Source organism: Psychromonas sp. KJ10-2, from assembly GCF_047323255.1.
Taxonomy (GTDB): Bacteria; Pseudomonadota; Gammaproteobacteria; order Enterobacterales; family Psychromonadaceae; genus Psychromonas.
In genome coordinates this window covers 132957-152025 of the sequence record NZ_CP178827.1, presented here as the reverse complement: position 1 = coordinate 152025, position 19069 = coordinate 132957, and the positions used below count along the sequence as shown (strand labels likewise).

The 19069-nt window shown below is 39.9% G+C and carries 18 protein-coding genes; 9 read left to right on the top strand and 9 right to left on the bottom strand.

All coding sequences use genetic code 11. The annotated features are described in order from the left end of the window. Positions 1 to 10: 10 nt before the first annotated feature. From ACLKL2_RS00720 to ACLKL2_RS00700, 5 genes are all read right to left on the bottom strand, one after another. Positions 11 to 1141, bottom strand: coding sequence for an ABC transporter permease (locus ACLKL2_RS00720; RefSeq protein WP_413692994.1), 1131 nt, complete (start codon positions 1139 to 1141; stop codon positions 11 to 13). Next, positions 1134 to 1964 carry an ATP-binding cassette domain-containing protein gene (locus ACLKL2_RS00715; RefSeq protein ID WP_413692993.1) on the bottom strand — a complete coding sequence of 277 codons (831 nt, stop codon included), beginning with the start codon at positions 1962 to 1964 and terminating at the stop codon, positions 1134 to 1136. Before ACLKL2_RS00715 ends, ACLKL2_RS00720 begins: the two co-directional genes overlap by 8 nt. Positions 1965 to 2065: 101 nt before the next feature. Beyond that, positions 2066 to 2665, bottom strand: coding sequence for an ATP-binding cassette domain-containing protein (locus ACLKL2_RS00710; RefSeq protein WP_413692992.1), 600 nt, complete (start codon positions 2663 to 2665; stop codon positions 2066 to 2068). A gap of 54 nt (positions 2666 to 2719) precedes the next feature. Beyond that, positions 2720 to 3682 carry an isopenicillin N synthase family dioxygenase gene (locus tag ACLKL2_RS00705; RefSeq protein ID WP_413692991.1) on the bottom strand — a complete coding sequence of 321 codons (963 nt, stop codon included), beginning with the start codon at positions 3680 to 3682 and terminating at the stop codon, positions 2720 to 2722. Positions 3683 to 3757: 75 nt separating this feature from the next. Further along, on the bottom strand, positions 3758 to 4840 hold the full coding sequence (locus ACLKL2_RS00700) for a BMP family ABC transporter substrate-binding protein (protein ID WP_413692990.1): 1083 nt from the start codon (positions 4838 to 4840) through the stop codon (positions 3758 to 3760). A 741-nt stretch (positions 4841 to 5581) separates the two neighbouring features. Here ACLKL2_RS00700 and ACLKL2_RS00695 point away from each other — a divergent pair. The 3 genes from ACLKL2_RS00695 to ACLKL2_RS00685 all read left to right on the top strand — a co-directional run bounded on the left by ACLKL2_RS00695 (position 5582) and on the right by ACLKL2_RS00685 (position 9526). Next, a complete protein-coding gene (locus tag ACLKL2_RS00695; RefSeq protein ID WP_413692989.1) occupies positions 5582 to 6337 on the top strand; it encodes a glycoside hydrolase family 3 N-terminal domain-containing protein in 756 nt (251 codons plus the stop codon). A gap of 8 nt (positions 6338 to 6345) precedes the next feature. Then, positions 6346 to 8871, top strand: coding sequence for a glycoside hydrolase family 3 C-terminal domain-containing protein (locus tag ACLKL2_RS00690; RefSeq protein ID WP_413692988.1), 2526 nt, complete (start codon positions 6346 to 6348; stop codon positions 8869 to 8871). Between the two features lie 136 nt (positions 8872 to 9007). Next, positions 9008 to 9526, top strand: a complete 519-nt coding sequence (locus tag ACLKL2_RS00685) for a hypothetical protein (protein WP_413692987.1) — start codon at positions 9008 to 9010, stop codon at positions 9524 to 9526. Positions 9527 to 9604: 78 nt separating this feature from the next. On the opposite strand, the gene ACLKL2_RS00680 is transcribed toward ACLKL2_RS00685, so the two are convergent. The 4 genes from ACLKL2_RS00680 to ACLKL2_RS00665 form a co-directional block, all read right to left on the bottom strand. After that, a complete protein-coding gene (locus ACLKL2_RS00680; protein ID WP_413692986.1) occupies positions 9605 to 10888 on the bottom strand; it encodes an ABC transporter substrate-binding protein in 1284 nt (427 codons plus the stop codon). Beyond that, entirely contained in the window at positions 10863 to 11333 is a 471-nt protein-coding gene (locus tag ACLKL2_RS00675) for a sensor histidine kinase (RefSeq protein WP_413692985.1), read from the bottom strand. The genes ACLKL2_RS00680 and ACLKL2_RS00675 overlap by 26 nt, the downstream gene beginning before the upstream one ends. Continuing rightward, a complete protein-coding gene (locus ACLKL2_RS00670; protein ID WP_413692984.1) occupies positions 11323 to 12156 on the bottom strand; it encodes a histidine kinase dimerization/phospho-acceptor domain-containing protein in 834 nt (277 codons plus the stop codon). The genes ACLKL2_RS00675 and ACLKL2_RS00670 overlap by 11 nt, the downstream gene beginning before the upstream one ends. A gap of 150 nt (positions 12157 to 12306) precedes the next feature. Then, a complete protein-coding gene (locus tag ACLKL2_RS00665) occupies positions 12307 to 13032 on the bottom strand; it encodes a response regulator (RefSeq protein WP_113817668.1) in 726 nt (241 codons plus the stop codon). Positions 13033 to 13617: 585 nt separating this feature from the next. Here ACLKL2_RS00665 and ACLKL2_RS00660 point away from each other — a divergent pair. From ACLKL2_RS00660 to ACLKL2_RS00635, 6 genes are all read left to right on the top strand, one after another. Then, the gene (locus tag ACLKL2_RS00660; protein ID WP_413692983.1) at positions 13618 to 15030 is read left to right on the top strand and encodes a diaminobutyrate--2-oxoglutarate transaminase family protein; all 1413 of its coding nucleotides are present in this window, start codon (positions 13618 to 13620) and stop codon (positions 15028 to 15030) included. Further along, complete coding sequence (locus ACLKL2_RS00655) at positions 15030 to 16505, top strand: pyridoxal phosphate-dependent decarboxylase family protein (protein WP_413692982.1); 1476 nt, start codon at positions 15030 to 15032, stop codon at positions 16503 to 16505. The genes ACLKL2_RS00660 and ACLKL2_RS00655 overlap by 1 nt, the downstream gene beginning before the upstream one ends. 114 nt (positions 16506 to 16619) lie before the next feature. Next, entirely contained in the window at positions 16620 to 17840 is a 1221-nt protein-coding gene (locus ACLKL2_RS00650) for a carboxynorspermidine synthase (protein ID WP_413692981.1), read from the top strand. Between the two features lie 72 nt (positions 17841 to 17912). After that, the gene (locus tag ACLKL2_RS00645) at positions 17913 to 18581 is read left to right on the top strand and encodes a hypothetical protein (RefSeq protein WP_413692980.1); all 669 of its coding nucleotides are present in this window, start codon (positions 17913 to 17915) and stop codon (positions 18579 to 18581) included. A gap of 48 nt (positions 18582 to 18629) precedes the next feature. Continuing rightward, entirely contained in the window at positions 18630 to 18818 is a 189-nt protein-coding gene (locus ACLKL2_RS00640; protein ID WP_413692979.1) for a hypothetical protein, read from the top strand. Beyond that, the gene (locus tag ACLKL2_RS00635) at positions 18815 to 19051 is read left to right on the top strand and encodes a hypothetical protein (protein ID WP_413692978.1); all 237 of its coding nucleotides are present in this window, start codon (positions 18815 to 18817) and stop codon (positions 19049 to 19051) included. Before ACLKL2_RS00640 ends, ACLKL2_RS00635 begins: the two co-directional genes overlap by 4 nt. Positions 19052 to 19069: the final 18 nt, after the last annotated feature.

The window sequence follows — 19069 nt, the reverse complement described above, 5'->3', positions numbered from 1 at the left end:
GAGATCCTTTCTATTTATTGCTGTCACTGTTAGTGACTAATTCACTATCAGCTGAACTTGGTAAAACTGGTTTTTCAGGTAACGCTTTAGACTTGAATGAGACTTTATAATTAATTAAAAAGTCACATGCGAGCATAAAGAACAATAAAATGCCTTGAAATAAACCTGTGATGGCAGTAGGTAAACCTAACTCTATTTGGGCTAAATCACTGCCCATGTATAAACAGCCCATAAATAACGCTGAAATAATAATGCCAAATGGATTTAAGCGGCCTAGATAAGCCACAATAATCGCAGCATATCCGTAACCAGGTGAAACAGAAGGAATTAATTGACCTATCGGACCTGTTACTTCAGCAGCGCCGGCAAAACCAGCTAATGCACCGGCAAATAACATCACACCCCACACCACTTTATTACTGCTAAAGCCTGCATAACGAGCTGCAGCTTTATCTTCACCATACACGCGCACAATAAATCCAGGTAAGGTTTTAAACAGTGCGATTCCTGTAATAATTGCAATCACAACTGCGATAACAATACTGATCGATGCACGCCCTTCTTCTTGAATTAGGGGTAATAAAATGGCATCCGCAAACATTGCTGATTCAGGAAACCCAAAACCTTGCGGATCTGCTAAAGGCCCATGCACCGCCCATAGCAAGGTATATAAACCAATATAATTGAGCATAATAGTTGATAGGATAATATTGGTTTTGAAGAAACGATCTAAGGCTGTTGGAATAGCTGCCCACAACGCACCTGAAATAACACCTGACATCAAGATCAGCGTAATCATACCAATGCCGGCATCTTCACCAGCTTGAATGGCAAAATAACTACTAACAACAGCACCGATCAATAACTGCCCTTCCGCACCAATATTCCAAATATTGGCGCGAAAACAGATAGCTAGACCAGTAGCACAGAGCATTAAAGGAGCTGCTTTTACCATTAACTCACCGATATTATAACTATCGCTCAGTGGCATGATCACAAACACTTCAAAGGCTTTGATTGGGCTCACTTCCAATAATACAAACATTAAACTAGACGCTAACATGGTTAAGGCAATGGCAATAAAGGGTGATAACCAAGCCATTAATTTTGCGCTTTCTATGCGCGGTTGAACACTAAGCATGGTTTGCCTCCTTGTGATCGATAAAGCCACCAGCAATCCATTTTCCGATCTCTTCAATATCTGTGTTTTGTGTTTCTACAATAGGAGATAAGCGCCCTTCATATAATGCGGTTAATCGGTCGCAGACAACAAACAACTCATCAATATCTTCCGACACGATCAGAATGGCTGCACCTTGCTCTCGTAATGCAATTAACTGCCGATGAATCGCACTGGCAGCACCAATATCAACCCCCCAAGTCGGATGAGCACAAATTAATACGCTAGGTGCTTGCTGCACTTCTCGACCAATTATAAATTTTTGTAAGTTACCACCAGACAAACTTTTTGATTGCGAGGTTTGATTATGGCATTTAACGTTATTATCACTGATAATTTTCTTGGCTAAGGCTTTGAGTTTGTTACCTAGAATAAAACCACCTTGAATCAATGAAGTAGTATTAGTGAGCAAAGTATTATCGGTCAGGCTCATTTCTGGGACTGCTCCTTGACCTAATCGATCAGCAGGCACATAAGCCATGCCTAACGCTCTTCTTGCTCCAGCGTTTAAATGGCCAATCTTTTTATCGGCGAAGGTAATACTGGCTTTATCAGCCCGTGTATCTTCACCGCTTAAAGCTTCTAATAAATCCTCTTGTCCATTACCTGCAACACCTGCCACCCCTAATATTTCACCTTTTCTTAGGGTTAAACACACATCCGTTAACCCACAACCAAAGGGGTTGGTAGGTGCTAGGCTCAATTGTTGTGCAGAGAAAATGACTTCCTCGGTTAACACTTTAGGGTAGCTTTCAGAGAGTATCGCTTCACTCCCGACCATCATTCTGGCAATCGATTCTGGCGTTTCCTGAGCAGGGATACATTCACCCGTTACTAGACCACCACGTAAAATAACAGCTCGGTCACATAGCTCCGTGACCTCTTTTAGTTTATGGCTGATAAATAAAACACTGCCGCCTTCACTGGCGAGTTTTTTAATACTCTGAATAAACCAGAGACTTCGTGGGGTGTTAATACGGAAGTGGGCTCATCTAAAATCAGTAGTTTTACGTTTTGAATGAGACAACGAAGTATCTCAACCCGTTGTCGTTCACCAATACTCAAGCTATGAACATAACGATCCGGATCAACGTGCAGGTCATACTTTTTACTGATATCAATGATCTCTTGGCGTAGATCGGTTAATTGCTCAACAAACTCTTTATCTAGGCCGAGCTCTATATTTTCTTGAACAGTTAAGGTTTCAAATACTGAAAAGTGTTGAAATACCATACCGATGCCCATGGCACGCGCTTGATTTGGGGAGTTAATATCAACTTCTCGGTTATCCCAAAAAATAGCACCAGTATCGGGTTTATTCACCCCATAAATCATTTTAACTAAGGTGGATTTACCTGCACCATTTTCACCTAATAATGCTAATATTTCGCCCTTGTTCAGGCTCATATTGACATTGTCATTGGCAATCACACCAGGAAAGATTTTACTCACATTCCATAGTTTGAGTAGCGGAAAATTTGCCATATTATCGTTGCTTCCTTATTCGACTTCCATGCACTATATTGCTCATTCAATACTTTACTTTGATTGTGTCTCTTCATTACGATATTCATAGGTATCTGCAAAACGGGATAATATCCATTCACCGGCCGTTACTTCCAGGTAAGGAGAAACTTCACCTTTGTCTACACAAGAGGCAATCGTACTCACCGGTGTATCAAAATTTGGCTCGACAAAAAATGGCATTGAAAAACGTGTTGTTTGAGAAGATGGGCTAGTAACGCGATGCTTTGTCGATTTATAACAATCGTTTGTCCAACGTTGCATCAAATCACCAATGTTGACGACGAAACTATCTTCAACCGGTGTGGCATCAATCCAATCACCATCTCTATTTTGTACCTGTAAACCACCTATTTGATCCTGATACAACAAGGTAATACAACCATAATCCGTATGTGCACCTGCACCATTTTGTTGCCCCTGTTGTGGTGGGTAATGAATCAGACGTAATACACTCACTGGGTAGCTAAAATACTGACTAAAAAAATCAATGGGCAGTGATAATGCAAGAGCCATTGCTTTTAAAATTCTCAAAGCAACTTCCATACTGAGTTGATACTGTTGTTGCATTAATTGAATAAAACCATCTACATTCGGGTATTGATTTGGTCCATATAAGTCGCCGCAACGAGCGACTTGAGGATGATATGGGCTAAGGTCTAAGGCCATATCAAAGGTTTCTTTATGGTCGCTTGGACCATTTGGATCTAGTTTTTCAGCACTCACTTGCCCCCACCCTCGGTGATTGCTTGAATGCTGAATATTAATTTTTTGTTTAGCAAACTCAGGTAAAGAGAAAAAGGTGTTTGCCATCGCTTGTACATTAGAAAATTGCTGTTTAGGGATACCATGACCCGTTACGTAAAAGAATCCAGTATCTCGGCATGCTTTATCAATAGCTTCAATAACATCAGACCATTGGCTAATATCATCACTTTGTAGCGCACTTATATCAATGATGGGTAAGTTTAAGGTCATATTGTATATCCTAAAATTGGGTATTTATTTAAGCGAGGAAACTTAGTACTAGCGAACTAGCACTAAGTGAGGTAACTATTTACTGGGAATTTTTGCATCGATGCCTTCTACATACCACATCACGCCAGCTAATTCCTCATCTGTTAGGGTTTTACCTGCAGGAATAACTTCATTACCTTGGTTATCATTCATAGGACCAGTGAATGGATGGAATTCACCTGATTTGATTTTTGCTTCAGTCTCGCTGATGGCAGTTTTAATCTCATCACTTAGGTTTGGATTAACAGAAACAATTTGTAAAATCTCTTCTTTAAATCCACCCCAGTAATCTTCTGGTTTCCATGTGTTATCCATGATTTTTTGCACTGTATCTATGTAGTATGGTCCCCAATGGTCACGTACCGAAAACATATGTGCATTAGGTGCAAAGTGGCTCATATCAGAGGCTTGACCAATACCCATTTTGCCACGTTTTTCAGCAGCAATAAGCGGTGCAGGGCTATCTGTATGCTGTATGATCACATCAGCACCTTGATCCATTAACGCATTGGCAGCATCTGCTTCTTTGCCTGGATCGTACCAAGTACTTACCCAAACGATTTTCATTTTAATATCTGGATTAACACTTTTAGCGCCCAAGTAAACGGCATTGATATCACGAATAACTTCTGGAATTGGGAATGAAGCGATGTAACCAAGCACGTTAGACTCTGTTTCCATACCAGCAGCAACACCTGATACATAACGGCCTTGATAAGTACTTAATAAATACGTACCAACATTCTTACCACGTTTGTAACCAGTAGCGTTTTCAAAATGCACTTTAGGGAAACGTTTTGCCACTTTAATGGTTGGATTCATAAACCCAAAAGAGGTGGTGAAAATAACATCATGACCTGATTTTGCTAACTGAGTAATAACACGTTCGGCATCGGCTCCTTCCGGCACATTTTCTACATAGGTGGTTTCCACTTTGCCATCAAAATGTTTCTCTAACTCTAAACGGCCTTGGTCGTGCTCATAACTCCAACCATGGTCACCTACAGGACCCACATACACAAACCCCACTTTTAGTGGATCATCCGCAGCTTGTGTTGCTGGTAATAAAAATGCATTAACGGCTAATGCTGCCGCCGTCACTAATTTGTTGAACTTCATAAATAACTCCTTTTATTTAACATCAATTAACATTTAACCTAAGGGGTGTAGCAAAAAGCAGACCAAGAAACGTTCAAAAAATAAAAAACCAGCTATACCTAGCGGCACAGCCCTTTTCGGAAAATCTTAGTACGAGTTATTCATTACTTTTTATGTTGACTTGTCCCCTTTTGGTGCATTTTCCTGACCATTTGCACAAATTATAAGATTCCGATTATTGTGAATTAAAAAGCATTATTCACGCATCTAACAAACTCAGAAAATAGCCCTTCACCTATTATTTCGCTCAATAATAGCCTTAAATTCTGCAACCTTCATTTTCACTTTGTAACCAAATTTTTTTCAATGTTACAAAGTAAAAAAACATCTCAAAAAATAACAATGGCCCCTAATATCCAAACTCAATAAAACAGATACATATCAACTACTAGGCTAGTTTTTAAGCATAAAAACACAATCCTTAATAGGCCAACTTTGTTGAGTTAAATAGCGTTAATTGCCTCTCTCCCCCTGCTTACTTCACCCTATAACTTGTTACATACAAGTTACTTTTTGTTACTTAAAATCAATAACATAAGTGACAGTGATCGCTTTTTGATTATCTATCTTCCCTATAATGCTCAGCCACTTATCGATATCGACATCACAAGTAAACAAGCTAAATGTACGGTATCGCTGGCACTTTATGGATAAAACAATATTTAAATATTCTGCTTTATCTTCAAACGACAAGGAAAATGTATGCATTATCAAAGATCAGTCATTTCATGTGTTGTCTCTCTGGCATTACTCACTGGATGTAACAATGCAGTTGATCAAACCACAGAGGATGGAACCATTACATCTAGTGTTGAGTCTAAAGTCCCTTATTTTTCTGATTGGCCGGAAATCAATAGTGCTGTGGCCGTTGACCCAACTATTGAAGCGGCTATTGTTACTATTCTTGATCAAATGACCCTAGAAGAAAAAGTAGGTCAAATGATTCAACCCGATCTACGTGAAGTGACCGTAGAAGAAGCTAAACAATATAAGTTAGGTTCGTTATTAAACGGCGGTGGAGCTTGGCCGAATGATGATAAATATGCCACGGCATCTGATTGGGCAGAAAAAGCAGACGAATATTATGACGCCCTAGCAGAAGCCTATGAAGATAGACCTTTTAAGATCCCTTTTATGTGGGCAACAGACGCCGTTCACGGTCATAACAATGTCTACCGAGCCACAGTATTTCCACATAATATTGGTTTAGGTGCAGCCAATAACCCTGACTTAATCTATGAGATAGGTGTTGCCACTGCACAAGAAATTGTAGCAACTGGCCTAGATTGGACCTTCGCGCCTACCGTCGCTGCACCTCGCGATTACCGTTGGGGGCGTGTCTATGAAGGTTACTCAGAAGATCCTGAAATTATTTATCAATTTGCAGGGCAAATGGTGGCAGGCCTACAAGGTGGTGCAGAAGGACTAAAAGTCAAACCAATGTTATCTCTAACGTAAAACATTGGGTGGGTGACGGCGGCACTTATGATGGAGAAGACCGAGGCGAAAATCACTATAGCGAAGAGTACCTTAGAAATATCCATGCAACCGGATACTTTGCCGGCTTAGATGCGGGTGCGCAAGTGGTAATGAGTTCCTTCAATTCATGGCACAACGAAGCTAATTATGACCAGACAGAAAGCGGTGAGTACAATTATAAACTACACGGTAGTAAATACTTATTAAATGATATTTTGAAAGAAAAAATGGGATTCGATGGAATTATTGTCACCGACTGGAATGGCCAACAAGAGATCACAGGTTGTACTGCTGCAAACTGTCCAGAAGCAGTGAATGCCGGTAATGATGTTTTCATGGTAACGTCAAGAAGTGATTGGCAAGCTTTCTATAATAATGTCATTGACCAAGTCAATGATGGCACTATCTCAATAGAACGCATTAATGATGCCGTTACACGTATCCTACGTGTAAAAATGCGCGCAGACCTATGGAACAAACCTAAACCGTCAGAGCGGGAATTAGCCGGAAATACGGATATCTTAGGCTCAGATGAACATAGAGCTTTAGCACGACAAGCAGTGAGTGAATCATTAGTGTTACTTAAAAACAACAATGATCTATTGCCTTTAAGTAAAGAGGCGACTTATATAGTCACGGGTAGTGCTGCTAATGACATTCAAAAGCAAACCGGTGGATGGAGCTTAACATGGCAAGGCACTGAAAATACTATTGAAGATGATTTCCCTGGAGCAACCACGCTGTTAATGGCGCTGCAAGATACAGTAGGTACTGAACAGGTATTTACCGATGCCTCTGAAGCGCCTGAAGATGCGATTGCCATCGTGGTGATAGGTGAAGTTCCTTATGCAGAAATGTTTGGTGATATCAAATCAACACAAACACTACAATTTTCATCTTTAGATAGCACTTACGCTGCAGACCTTGCAACGGTGCAAGCAATGAAAGAAGCGGGCCATAAAGTAGTGACTGTCTTCTATTCTGGTCGCCCTCTTTATGTCAATGAAGAGATCAATGCCTCAGATGCCTTTATTGCGGCTTGGTTACCAGGTACTGAAGCCGGCGGTATCACTGATGTGTTATTTGCAGAAAACGACATGGACTTTACTGGACGCCTCTCCTACTCATGGCCTATGACAGTTTGCTCAACCACTATCAATCGCCATGCTCCGAATATTACAGATTACAGTACGCCTGTAGATGGCACTACTGGGGAGTTGATTGAACAAGATATTGAAGGCGAAACTAAACCGCTATTCCCTTATGGTTATGGATTAGGTTACGCTGCTAGCGATACCCAATCAGTGACCACTGACTTAGACAATATTGAACTTGATCAACGTAATTATGGCTGTGGTCAAACCGAACCTGACACAGATACCGCGACGGTCAATTTAGAAATCTATGGACGAGAATCATCTGGTGAATTCACCGCTCGTATCAGTGGTGAAGCCAATGGATGGACTGGCGTAGAAGTCTCTAATGGTTCAGAAACGACCATTGGTTCCGTCACCACTACACCTATTAACTACTTACATCAACAAGATGCAATTAGTGTGAACTTTAGTGGAGAATCAGCAGCACAAGTGTATTTACAGACCAGCGATACCAGCGGTATCGATAAATACAGTTATGTGAATGCCGAGGCTACTTTGCAATTTGATATCGACATGAAAAGCACTGCGCCAGAGAGCCTTATCCTAGCGGCACATTGTGAATGGCCATGTTTAGGTGAAATCGCGATCAATAAGGTATTACCCGATGCAAGCGCGGCAGATGAAAGTAATTGGACAACTATCAAGATCCCGTTATCTTGTTTAGTTGACGAAGGCATGGACTTTTCTGTAGTGAATACACCTTTCTTACTGTATTCAACGGAAGCCGTAGAATTTAACTTAGGTGAAATTCGTTACGTACCCAACAGCATAGATGCAGCGGAAGACGCGATCAGCTGTGAAGCATTACAAGAAGATGCCCTAGCACCATTAGATAGTGATGACCTAGCCGTGCGAGATACTTGGCTTAATATCAGCACTTATCAAACCACAACAGAGGATTGGTCTAGTATCGACGGTCATGTCACTTATAGTGAAGAAACTATCGACGACCAAACAATCTTATCCATTGTTTACGATGCAACTAGCCCTGAAAGTTATAAAGGTATTGTGAGTATTGATGGAGATGCACAAAACCTATCTAACTATGCAGACGGGACGCTAACTTTTGACTTATATATTGAAAGTTACGGAGAGCCTGCGAATGAAGGGGAAACCGCTACGGAAGGATTGGTGATCAAAATGGAATCTGAAAATGGAGTTGGCAATGATTTCCTACTTCCTAAAGCCAACTACAACACCGGAGAATGGTATACAGTGGTCACTAACGTGAGTGATTTAAATACTGGTACTTTGGATATCACCACTATCAATAAACCCTTAGCATTACTCGCTTCTTGGGGATCTTCTCAAGCTGGCTTTAGTTTTAAAGTAAAAAATATACAGTTAACTGAATAAAGCTAATCAACCTTAAGGTACTAGCCGTTCTGCTAGTACCTTATTTTCCTTTCCTTTCCTACAAAATTTATTGCAATTGATCTAAAGTAAGCCAATAAGCGTAATAGTTAAAAAGCATTTTTAAAGGAATAAAATCATGTTTAAACATCTATTACCTGCACTATTTTTGTGCATCACATCAATGAGCAGTTACGCTAATATTGAAATCCAATTTCGCGATGGTGCACCTAAAGATAAATTTACCATCAGCAATAACAGTCAATGTACGCTTCAAAACTTGATGATTAACATTGACCTAACTAAGAGCGCGGGACGCTTAATTTTTGATACCAGCGCCTCAGGTCAAGGGGTAGAAGTCTTCCAACCCTTCGAAGTTACTGCAGGTAACATCACGCTGCATACTAGCGATAAAGTCAACGATGGCGATAAACAACTACCTTTACTAATTAAAACCATGAATACCCAAGAGATTGTAAGCTTCACCATTGACGTTGATGACACATTAAGTAATAGCGAATTAGGCAATATTCGTGTAACCAGCTCTGAAATTGCACAAGGTAATGTCAGCGCAAGCATTAGAGGAAACAAGGCCATTCAAGCTGCTTTTGATAATAGTGGTAAAGCGATACTGATCATGGAAGGCTGCTCTGTGTAAGTTTCATTGTTCTAATTTCACGGTAAAACCCAAATACTTAAACGGCAAACAGCAGCTTCATGGCATATCAATAGCGCTTTATTTAGAGGTTAATGCTTTGACCATCACACTAAGTTGCTGCACAGCCTCTTCAGCAGTCAAAGACTCACTATTAAAGTAATCACTGATAAGCTGAATAATTTGCCCTTGCTGATGACTACTGGTTGCCATATTTTGGGTAAATGATGGAACTTTCACTTTATTATCAAAATCTTGTGCTGACTGTTTTGAACAAGCATCAAAACCGCTTAAGTCTACATTTTGACGTGCTGGAATAGACCCTTTTACCTTGCTAAATTCAATTTGAAACTCAGGTGAGATTAATGTGTTGACGAAGGTTTTTTGATTCGCTAATTCAATCTCCGTATTGACTTTTTTAAACAAAACAAAGCTGTCAATATTATAGCTAAATACACCTTCTGTGCTAGGTGCTGGTACACATTGGTAATCTTTTAATGCTTCTTTACCCGCAGCAGTCCAGCTCCCTTTCACCCAATCTCCCATAAAGAACATTGCGGCTTGATCATTAATAAACGACTGTGAAGCCCAAAACCAATCTTGCCCCTGTTGTGCAATGGACGTGTAAGCATGTAAACGCTTAAATAGCTTAAAAGCTTCAACCATCTTAGTAGAGTTAATGACGCTATTATCAAAGTGAACAAAGGCTTTAATATAGTTCTCTGGACCTAATACAGAAATAGCCACAGATTCAAATAACAATGCATCTTGCCAAGGTGTACCTCCCATGGATAAAGGTTTAACTCCTTTGGCTTGGATAAAATCAGCCACAGCAAAGAACTGTTTCCAGGTTTTAGGCGCGGCTAAACCAAAACGTTTAAAAATGTTGCTATTTAACCATAACCAGTTCACCCGATGAATATTAATAGGAACGCCCATATATTCGTGGTCAACGGAAACATCATCAATCACCACTTCCGGTAAAAAATTAGTCCAAGCCTGGGTATCCACTAGCTGATCGATGGACACTAACATGCTTAACTTATCCCATTCATTAATATCTGGCCCTTTGATCTGAGCTGCTTCTGGTGGTGTGCCTGATAAAGCGCGCATCTGTAATACATGGATAGCGCCATCACCGCCGCCGCCAACAATTGCAAAGTCTTCAAACTCAATATCATTAACTTTAAGATGATCAACCAACACTTGTTTTGATTGTAATTCTCCAGGTTCCGTCCACCAGTGTAATACTTCAAAAGGCGCTGCTTGTAAGCTATTAGAGAGCACCAATGCGCCTGTGCACACAAGTATCGATAAAGGAGATAAGATAGTTTTTTCATTAGCATGCTCTTGGAAGAATGACACATACCGCTAAGCCACCCTGCGGATGATTGAACAGATGGATTTCACCACCATGTGCTTGAATGATATTACGAGCAATACCCAAACCTAAACCATGCCCTTGTTTATCATTATGTAAACGCACATAAGGTGTAAATATTGAACTTAAATCCAGAATCTGCAATACCGGACCTTGGTCCCTTACTGTAATCACTAATGAGTGCGCGGAATCTTTGACAAATACATCAACTTTGCCGCCATATTTCACACCATTATCAATAACATTAGATAAGGCTCTTTTTAAGGCATGCGGTTTGCCTCGGAAGGTTTCATTGGTATTAATATGTAATGAGATAATCTCTTTTTGTGTACCAACAATCTGCTTTAACAATTTATGGATATTAATATTCTCAATATTTTCATGGATATTGGTGTCTTTCACTGTTTGTAATGCCGCTTTAACCAGCATTTCTGAGATCTTCTAAATCAACATTAAAAGCATCTGTTTGTTTTTCATCTTCTAATAACTCTGCGCGTAAGCGTAAACGAGTGATCGGTGTTTTTAAATCATGTGATATTGAACGAAATACCTCTTCTCTATCTTTGATATAGCTTTGCAGTTTTTGCTGCATATGGTTAAAGGCACGCGTAGCGGCAACAATTTCAGTTGCCCCCTGCTCTACTAAAGGTGGTTTAGTGAAGTCGATACTGAACTCACCTACCGCCGATGCTAAATTCTTTAAGGGCTGTGTTTGCCAATAAAAAATCAGATAGATAAACATTAATAAAATAAAGGTAGTCACTGTTATCGACACAAACTGCTGTGTTGATATTGGAGACGGATCATCTAATAAATAAGGGGGTGGTAATACTGCCGCTAGGTATAACCATTCATTTTCACCTAACTCCATTTGTAACACCAAAATTGGCGGACTCACCGACGGGATCATTAAACTATAAGCGCCCCAAGATGGTGGTAAATCTTTAAGTAGAATATTGTTATTAATAACATGCAAGTCATCAGGACTAGAAAACTCTAGATAAAGCGCTCTATGCTCCCCCAATTTTTTCTGCACAATATTTTTCATATCACCCAACACTTGCTGCTTTAAATCACTGTCATTAATCGGGTTAATATCGATCATCTTTTTATTTAAAGACACAAAGAAACGGGAGCCACCTAAATCACGAAGTTGCTCTAACACCAAGTGACGATAACTATTGGGTAATTTTTGAAAAAACGAGATAGTACTGACGGCACTGTTCGCTAAGTTTTGGGCATTAGCGATCACCGCATTTTTTTCAGTATCTGCGATCTGTGTTACCCAAAAAGGCTGGTTAAGCTTTGTGCCAATACCACTGACACTATGGTCAGTAACAACATTCTCGAGATCAAGGAACCAAATAGCTTTCTAATATAGGCCATATTTTACCAAATTTACTTATTCAGTGAGCTGCTGTATTTCAGCAATAAAAACGTAACCCGCACCACGCACTGTTTTAATGATTTGCGGTTGCTTTGCATCGTCGCCAAGGTTCTGGCGTAAACGACTTAGGTGTACATCAATGGCACGTTCGTTTGAAAAGGCATCACGACCATGAAGAGTTTGGCAAATTTTATCTCTGGAAATAGCCTGATTAGGGTTTTCTAAGAATAACATTAATAGTTGGAAATCCGCGCCAGTTAAGGGCAAGCTCTCACCGTTATCATTTAATAAAGTTTGTTGTAACGCATCCAGCTTCCACTGCGCAAACTTCATAAAGCGTGGTTTTACCGAATCAATGGCAGCTTTATGGAAAGCACTGCGACGTAATAAAGCTTTGATCCGTGCCAATAATTCACGCGGACTAAAAGGTTTCGCCATATAGTCATCCGCACCAATTTCTAAGCCTAAAACTCTGTCAACTTCATCGGAGTTTGCAGTTAGCATAATAATAGGCACATTAGAGGTTTGACGAACACGCTGACATAATACAAAACCATCATCACCTGGCATCATAATATCTAGTACAATCAAGTCTGGTTGATGCACTGATAATTGCTTTTCCATCGCAACACCGTCTTCAGCAGCAATCACTGAAAAGCCTACTTTACTTAAATATTCAGATAACAACTCTCGAATTGTTTTATCGTCATCGACTACTAAAATCTGTTTACTATTTGACACATGCACTCGCTTATTAAAGAAAAGATTTACTCAGAAAAATATCACCGAAGAGAAACCATTTTAAACTAAACAGATGATCGCAAACAATAAACTGCATGGTTTTGTTGTAGAGTATTGATTCAACCCGCAAAAACACAACAAAATCACTAAAAAAACACACAAATAAAAAGGCTATTATTCAAACAAAAATATAGTTAAGCGATTTAATTTCAACAACATAGAGACACTGCTAATTTTAATTTAAATAAACCTGTTTTTTAAGCTTGCACTGGCTAAAAACGATGATAAAATGCGCGCGTTTTCAAATTCAACTCAAATTATTTTAACGATTAACTATTAAACGGAGGCCTATACAATGCAAACACTTAACATTGACTCATCTAGATCTCTGAATCGTTATTTTAACCCCAAAAACAATACTCATTACAACATCGAGAACGTACAGTCGAACCTTGAGCCATTTGCCTTAAGAAACTGTAAAACCCGTACCGAATATTTGTAATTAATCTATTGCTATGCCCTATTTACTCAATTTATTTTTATAAATTGATGTATTTTAATTTTTCCAATTTAGTGGAGCGTAAAATGCCAAACGTCCTAAATTTAGCACCAGAATGTCACTCTTTAAACGATTCAGAAGTACCTGTTGTGACTTCACCGTATGACTTAACACCCGATGAAGTGTTACTAAGTCAAGAACACTATGAATCTGAAGTGCGTTCATATCCACGTCGTTTGCCGATTGCTATCAAAAGCAGTCGAGGTGCAATTGTAGAGGACACTAAAGGTCAAGTGTATCTGGACTGTTTAGCATGTGCTGGTGCATTGCCATTAGGTTATAACCACAGTGAAATTAACCAAGTATTGATTAACCAAATTAATATGGGTGTGCCTTACCAAACGTTGGATTTAACCACACCAAGCAAAGATGCATTTATCAAAGCTGTGATGCAGTTTTTACCGGCTAACTTTGCTAAAACAGCACGTATTCAATTTTGTGGTCCTTCTGGCGCAGACGCTGTTGAAGCGGCAATAAAATTAGCTAAGTTATACACTAAACGTAATACCATGATGTCATTCCAAGGTGCTTACCACGGCATGACGAATGGCTCACTAGCATTAACGGGCAACTTAGGCTCTAAAAGCCGTCGTACAGGCTTAATGTCAGACGTGCACTTTATGCCATTCCCATACAGCTTCCGTTGTAAGTTTGGCTTAGGTGGTGAGGCTGGCGCACAGCAAAGTATTCGTTATATTGAATCAGTATTATGTGATGACGAGTCAGGTATCACTAAACCTGCAGCGATTATTGTTGAACCAATCCAAGGTGAAGGTGGTGTGATCCCAGCGCCTAAAGAATGGTTACAAGAGTTACGTCGTATTACTACCGAGCATGGCATTCTATTGATCTTTGATGAAGTACAATGTGGTATTGGACGTAGTGGCGATCACTTTGCTTTTGAAGAATCAGGCATTGAACCAGATATCCTGATCCTATCTAAAGCGATTGGTGGTGGTATGCCGATGTCGATTATTCTTTACCATGAGAAATTCGATTGCTGGAATGCAGGTGAGCACACAGGTACGTTCCGTGGTAACCAATTAGCCATGGCAAGTGGAGCAAAAACATTAGAAATCATCCAACGTGATAATTTAGCAGACAATGCAGCACAACGTGGTGAGCAACTACGTGACGGTTTACGACGCGTACAAGCCAACTTCCCACAGATTGGTGATGTACGTGGTCGTGGGTTAATGAATGGTATTGAAATAGTTAAACCAGGCGAAACAAATGGTTTAGGGCAAGCCGTTGCAGATCCGCAATTAGCTATCGCCATCCAACGTGCCGCGTTAGAGTTAGGCTTGATCATTGAAAAAGGTGGACGCCAAGGTGCGGTATTACGCTTCTTACCACCACTCGTGATCAGTGAAGTACAAATTAACTTTGTGATTGAAACGATCGAAAAAGCGATCAGTATTGCAGTGGAAGCACAATAATGACAGCAAGCAATAACTGGTCAGCGTATTTTGCTCAGCTTGGTGAAAACCAAGCTTTTGAGCAAGCAACGGCACAGACTAAAGCAGCCATTGACGGTTTATTTCAACATGCAACTAAGCCCTACTCAGGGCTTGAACCTGCATTATTAAAACAGCAACTTAACGGCGTTGATTTTTCACAACCTGCACCGCTTGCTGAAGTGATTGAAAGCACCAACGAATTAATCGCTAAAAATTCATTATTGGTACAGCACCCGCATACTATTGCTCATTTACATACGCCACCTTTAATTGCGTCGATTGTCGCTGAGCATTTTATTGCTGCATTAAACCAATCTATGGATTCTTGGGATCAAGCGCCTGCTGCTACGTTTGTTGAGCAGCAAATGGTTGATTGGTTATGCGCAACATACCAACTTGGCGAGCGTGCCGATGGTGTATTTACTAGCGGTGGCACACAAAGTAACTTAATGGGTTTATTATTAGCCCGTGACTGGTATGCATACCAACAGTCGCAACATGATATTCAACAAGATGGTCTGCCACACTATGCTCAAAAAATGCGTATTATTTGCTCTGATAAAAGTCACTTCACGGTACAAAAATCAGCGTCATTAATGGGCTTAGGTGAGCGCAGTGTTGTATTGGTAAAAACCAATGTACAAGGTCAAATTGATGTTGATGAATTACAACTAACTATTGATGCATTAAAAGCGCAGGATCTATTACCTTTTGCTGTTGTAGCTATGGCAGGAACAACCGACCATGGTGCAATTGATGACTTAGAAGCGGTTGTTAATATTGCACGTAACGCAGGTTGTTGGTCACATGTTGATGGCGCTTATGGTGCAGCATTACAATTAAGTGAACAACATAAAGGTCGCCTTAAAGGCATTGAACTTGCTGACTCTGTGAGTGTTGATTTCCATAAACTGTTTTATCAAACAATCAGTTGTGGTGCTTTATTGATTAAAGATAAAACCAACTTCAATACCCTATTACATCACGCAGATTACTTAAACCGTGAAGGCGATGAACTGCCAAACTTAGTAGACAAAAGTATCGCTACTACCAAACGTTTTGATGCATTAAAAATGTTCATGACATTAAAAGCAGTGGGTGAAAAACAGTTCGGTGAATTTTACGACCACCTGTTGTCATTAACCCAGGAAGTGGCAGATAAGATCAATCAAAATCCACACTTTGAGTTATGTTGTACACCATTACTGTCAACAGTATTATTCCGTTTATCAAGTAAGATTCAAGGTGAGCTTAATGATGTTGAGTTCAATCAATTACATCAAACCTTGCGTTTACAACTATTAACTAGTGGTGAAGCTGTGATTGCAGAAACTAAAGTTGATGGTCAATTAGTGCTTAAATTTACGTTATTAAACCCATGTTTAAACAGCGCAGATTTTGATTCATTAATCGCTAAAATTGAAACTACTGCCTTGCAGTTAATCAATCAGTAACAATTTAAAAGTCGTTTTAATATAACAACAGACTAACACTGAGATTACTAACACTAGCGTTTCTCGCTAGTAGTTAGCTAAGCAATACACGAAAGAATAAATATAGGGATCAACATGTCTGTACTACAAATAGGCGCCGGTGGCGTAGGATGGGTGATAGCACATAAATGTGCACAAAATAACGATGTCTTTGGCGATATTACTATTGCTTCTCGTACTTTATCTAAGTGTGAGAAGATCATTACTTCTATCAAAGGTCGTAATAACCTAAAAGACAGTAGTAAATCTATTAGTGCCGTTAAAGTAGATGCCGATGATGTGGCTGCTTTAGTTGCATTGATCAATCAAGTACAACCTGATTTAGTGATAAATGCAGGCCCACCATGGGTTAATGTGGCCATCATGGAAGCTTGTGTACAAACTAAAACCGCTTACCTAGACACGTCAGTAGCCACTGATTTATGTAGCCCAGGTCAACAAGTACCTGAAGCTTACGACCCACAATGGGCCTTTGCTGAGCGCTTTAAAGAAGCAGGTATCACAGGCATTTTAGGTGCTGGTTTTGATCCTGGTGTGGTGAGTGTATTTGCTACCTATGCACACAAACACCTATTTGATGAAATTGACAGCATCGATGTAATGGATGTTAATGCCGGTGATCACGGTCAGAAGTTTGCAACCAACTTTGACCCTGAAACCAACATGCTAGAGATCCAAGGTGACTCTTTCTATTACGAAGACAAACAATGGCATCAAGTGCCTTGTCATAGCCGTATGATGGAATTTGATTTTCCAGTAGTTGGTAAGCAAAAAGTCTACTCAATGGCCCACGATGAAGTACGTTCAATGGCTGAATATATTCCAGCTAAACGTATTGAGTTCTGGATGGGTTTCTCAGACAGCTACCTAAACTACTTCAATGTAATGCGTACTATCGGCCTATTAAGTACAGAGCCAGTTACCACTTGTGACGGCATCACTGTTGAACCATTAAAAGTATTAAAAGCCATCTTGCCTGACCCAACCTCTTTAGCACCAGGTTACACAGGTAAAACCTGTATTGGTACTTGGTTACGTGGTAAAAAAGATGGGGTGGCAAAAAGTGTGTTTATCTACAACATATGTGACCATAAAGCCTCATACAATGAAGTTGAACACCAAGCGATCTCTTACACAACAGGTGTACCAGCGATCACTGCTGCATTACTTTACTTCCAAGGAAAATGGAGTGATAAAGGTCTGTTTAATGTTGAACAGTTAAACCCAGATCATTTCTTAGCGCTAATGCCAACAATTGGTTTAACGTGGGAAGTAATGGAACTACCAGCCGAGTAACCAGACCCCCTTTGTATCTACTATGGCGAAGTATTTACTTCGCCATCTTTTTATTCGAGTAAATAAAAGACTATGGCAGTACTTGATAAATCATCAAAAGACAGTTTAAACACCCCTTACTTTATGATTAACGAACAAGCGTTAATTAATAATCTTGAAAAAGCCAAACAGTTAAAAGCGATCTCAGGCGCTAAATTAGTGCTGGCTTTAAAGTGCTTTTCAACTTGGGGTACCTTTGACACTATCAAACCCTATTTAGACGGCACAACCAGCTCAGGGCCTTATGAAGTAAGATTAGGACACGAAAAGTTTGGTGGTGAAACTCATGCTTATAGTGTTGGTTATTCCGATGCGGATATCGAAGCGGTAAAACCACTATCAGATAAGATTATCTTTAACTCATTATCACAGCTAAATCACCATTATCAGCAGTGTAAAGAGGATACATCATTAGGTTTACGTATCAACCCTGAAATGAGCGTAGCCGGTCAAGACTTAGCCAATCCAGCGCGCCCATATTCACGCTTAGGGGTGAAGCAATCATTATTAGACTTATCTGTGACTGATAAAGTAGATGGTTTTATGTTTCATATGAACTGTGAAAATAAAGATGTAGATGCGTTTATCAAGGTATTAGATCATATCTCCTCTACCTTTGCTGCTTACTTAGATAAATTGTCATGGTTAAGTTTAGGGGAGGCATCTTTTTTACTTATCCAGGCTACCCAATCGAAAAGCTAGGCTTGGCCTTAAAAGCCTTCTCTGAAAAACATGATTTGCAAGTGTACCTTGAGCACTGGTGAAGCCATCATTACTCGTACTGCTGACTTAGTGGTAAGCGTCATTGATATTGTTGAAAACGAAAAGCAAACCGCCATTGTAGATAGCGCCACAGAAGCACATCGATTGGATACATTAATTTATAATGAGCCTGCTTCGGTAAAAGAAGCGTCAGAAGATGGTCAATTCCCTATGTGATTGGCTCTTGCTCTTGTTTAGCAGGCGATCAATTTTGTGAAACGCAATTTGCACAGCCTTTACAGATAGGTCAAAAATTGCATCTATTAGATAGCGCTGGTTATACCATGGTTAAACTTAACTGGTTTAATGGCCTGAAAATGCCAAGCATTTACTTTGAAAAGGTAAATGGACAAATTGAAGTATTAAATGAGTTTGGTTATGAAGACTTTAAAGGCACTTTAGGGCGTTAAAGCATCAATCCCGAAAAG

Coding starts and splice junctions, on each gene's coding strand:
- ACLKL2_RS00720 (WP_413692994.1), bottom strand. CDS start 1,141: ATGCTTAGTGTTCAACCGCGCATAGAAAGCGCAAAATTAATGGCTTGG.
- ACLKL2_RS00715 (WP_413692993.1), bottom strand. CDS start 1,964: ATGATGGTCGGGAGTGAAGCGATACTCTCTGAAAGCTACCCTAAAGTG.
- ACLKL2_RS00710 (WP_413692992.1), bottom strand. CDS start 2,665: ATGGCAAATTTTCCGCTACTCAAACTATGGAATGTGAGTAAAATCTTT.
- ACLKL2_RS00705 (WP_413692991.1), bottom strand. CDS start 3,682: ATGACCTTAAACTTACCCATCATTGATATAAGTGCGCTACAAAGTGAT.
- ACLKL2_RS00700 (WP_413692990.1), bottom strand. CDS start 4,840: ATGAAGTTCAACAAATTAGTGACGGCGGCAGCATTAGCCGTTAATGCA.
- ACLKL2_RS00695 (WP_413692989.1), top strand. CDS start 5,582: ATGCATTATCAAAGATCAGTCATTTCATGTGTTGTCTCTCTGGCATTA.
- ACLKL2_RS00685 (WP_413692987.1), top strand. CDS start 9,008: ATGTTTAAACATCTATTACCTGCACTATTTTTGTGCATCACATCAATG.
- ACLKL2_RS00675 (WP_413692985.1), bottom strand. CDS start 11,333: ATGCTGGTTAAAGCGGCATTACAAACAGTGAAAGACACCAATATCCAT.
- ACLKL2_RS00660 (WP_413692983.1), top strand. CDS start 13,618: ATGCCAAACGTCCTAAATTTAGCACCAGAATGTCACTCTTTAAACGAT.
- ACLKL2_RS00655 (WP_413692982.1), top strand. CDS start 15,030: ATGACAGCAAGCAATAACTGGTCAGCGTATTTTGCTCAGCTTGGTGAA.
- ACLKL2_RS00650 (WP_413692981.1), top strand. CDS start 16,620: ATGTCTGTACTACAAATAGGCGCCGGTGGCGTAGGATGGGTGATAGCA.
- ACLKL2_RS00645 (WP_413692980.1), top strand. CDS start 17,913: ATGGCAGTACTTGATAAATCATCAAAAGACAGTTTAAACACCCCTTAC.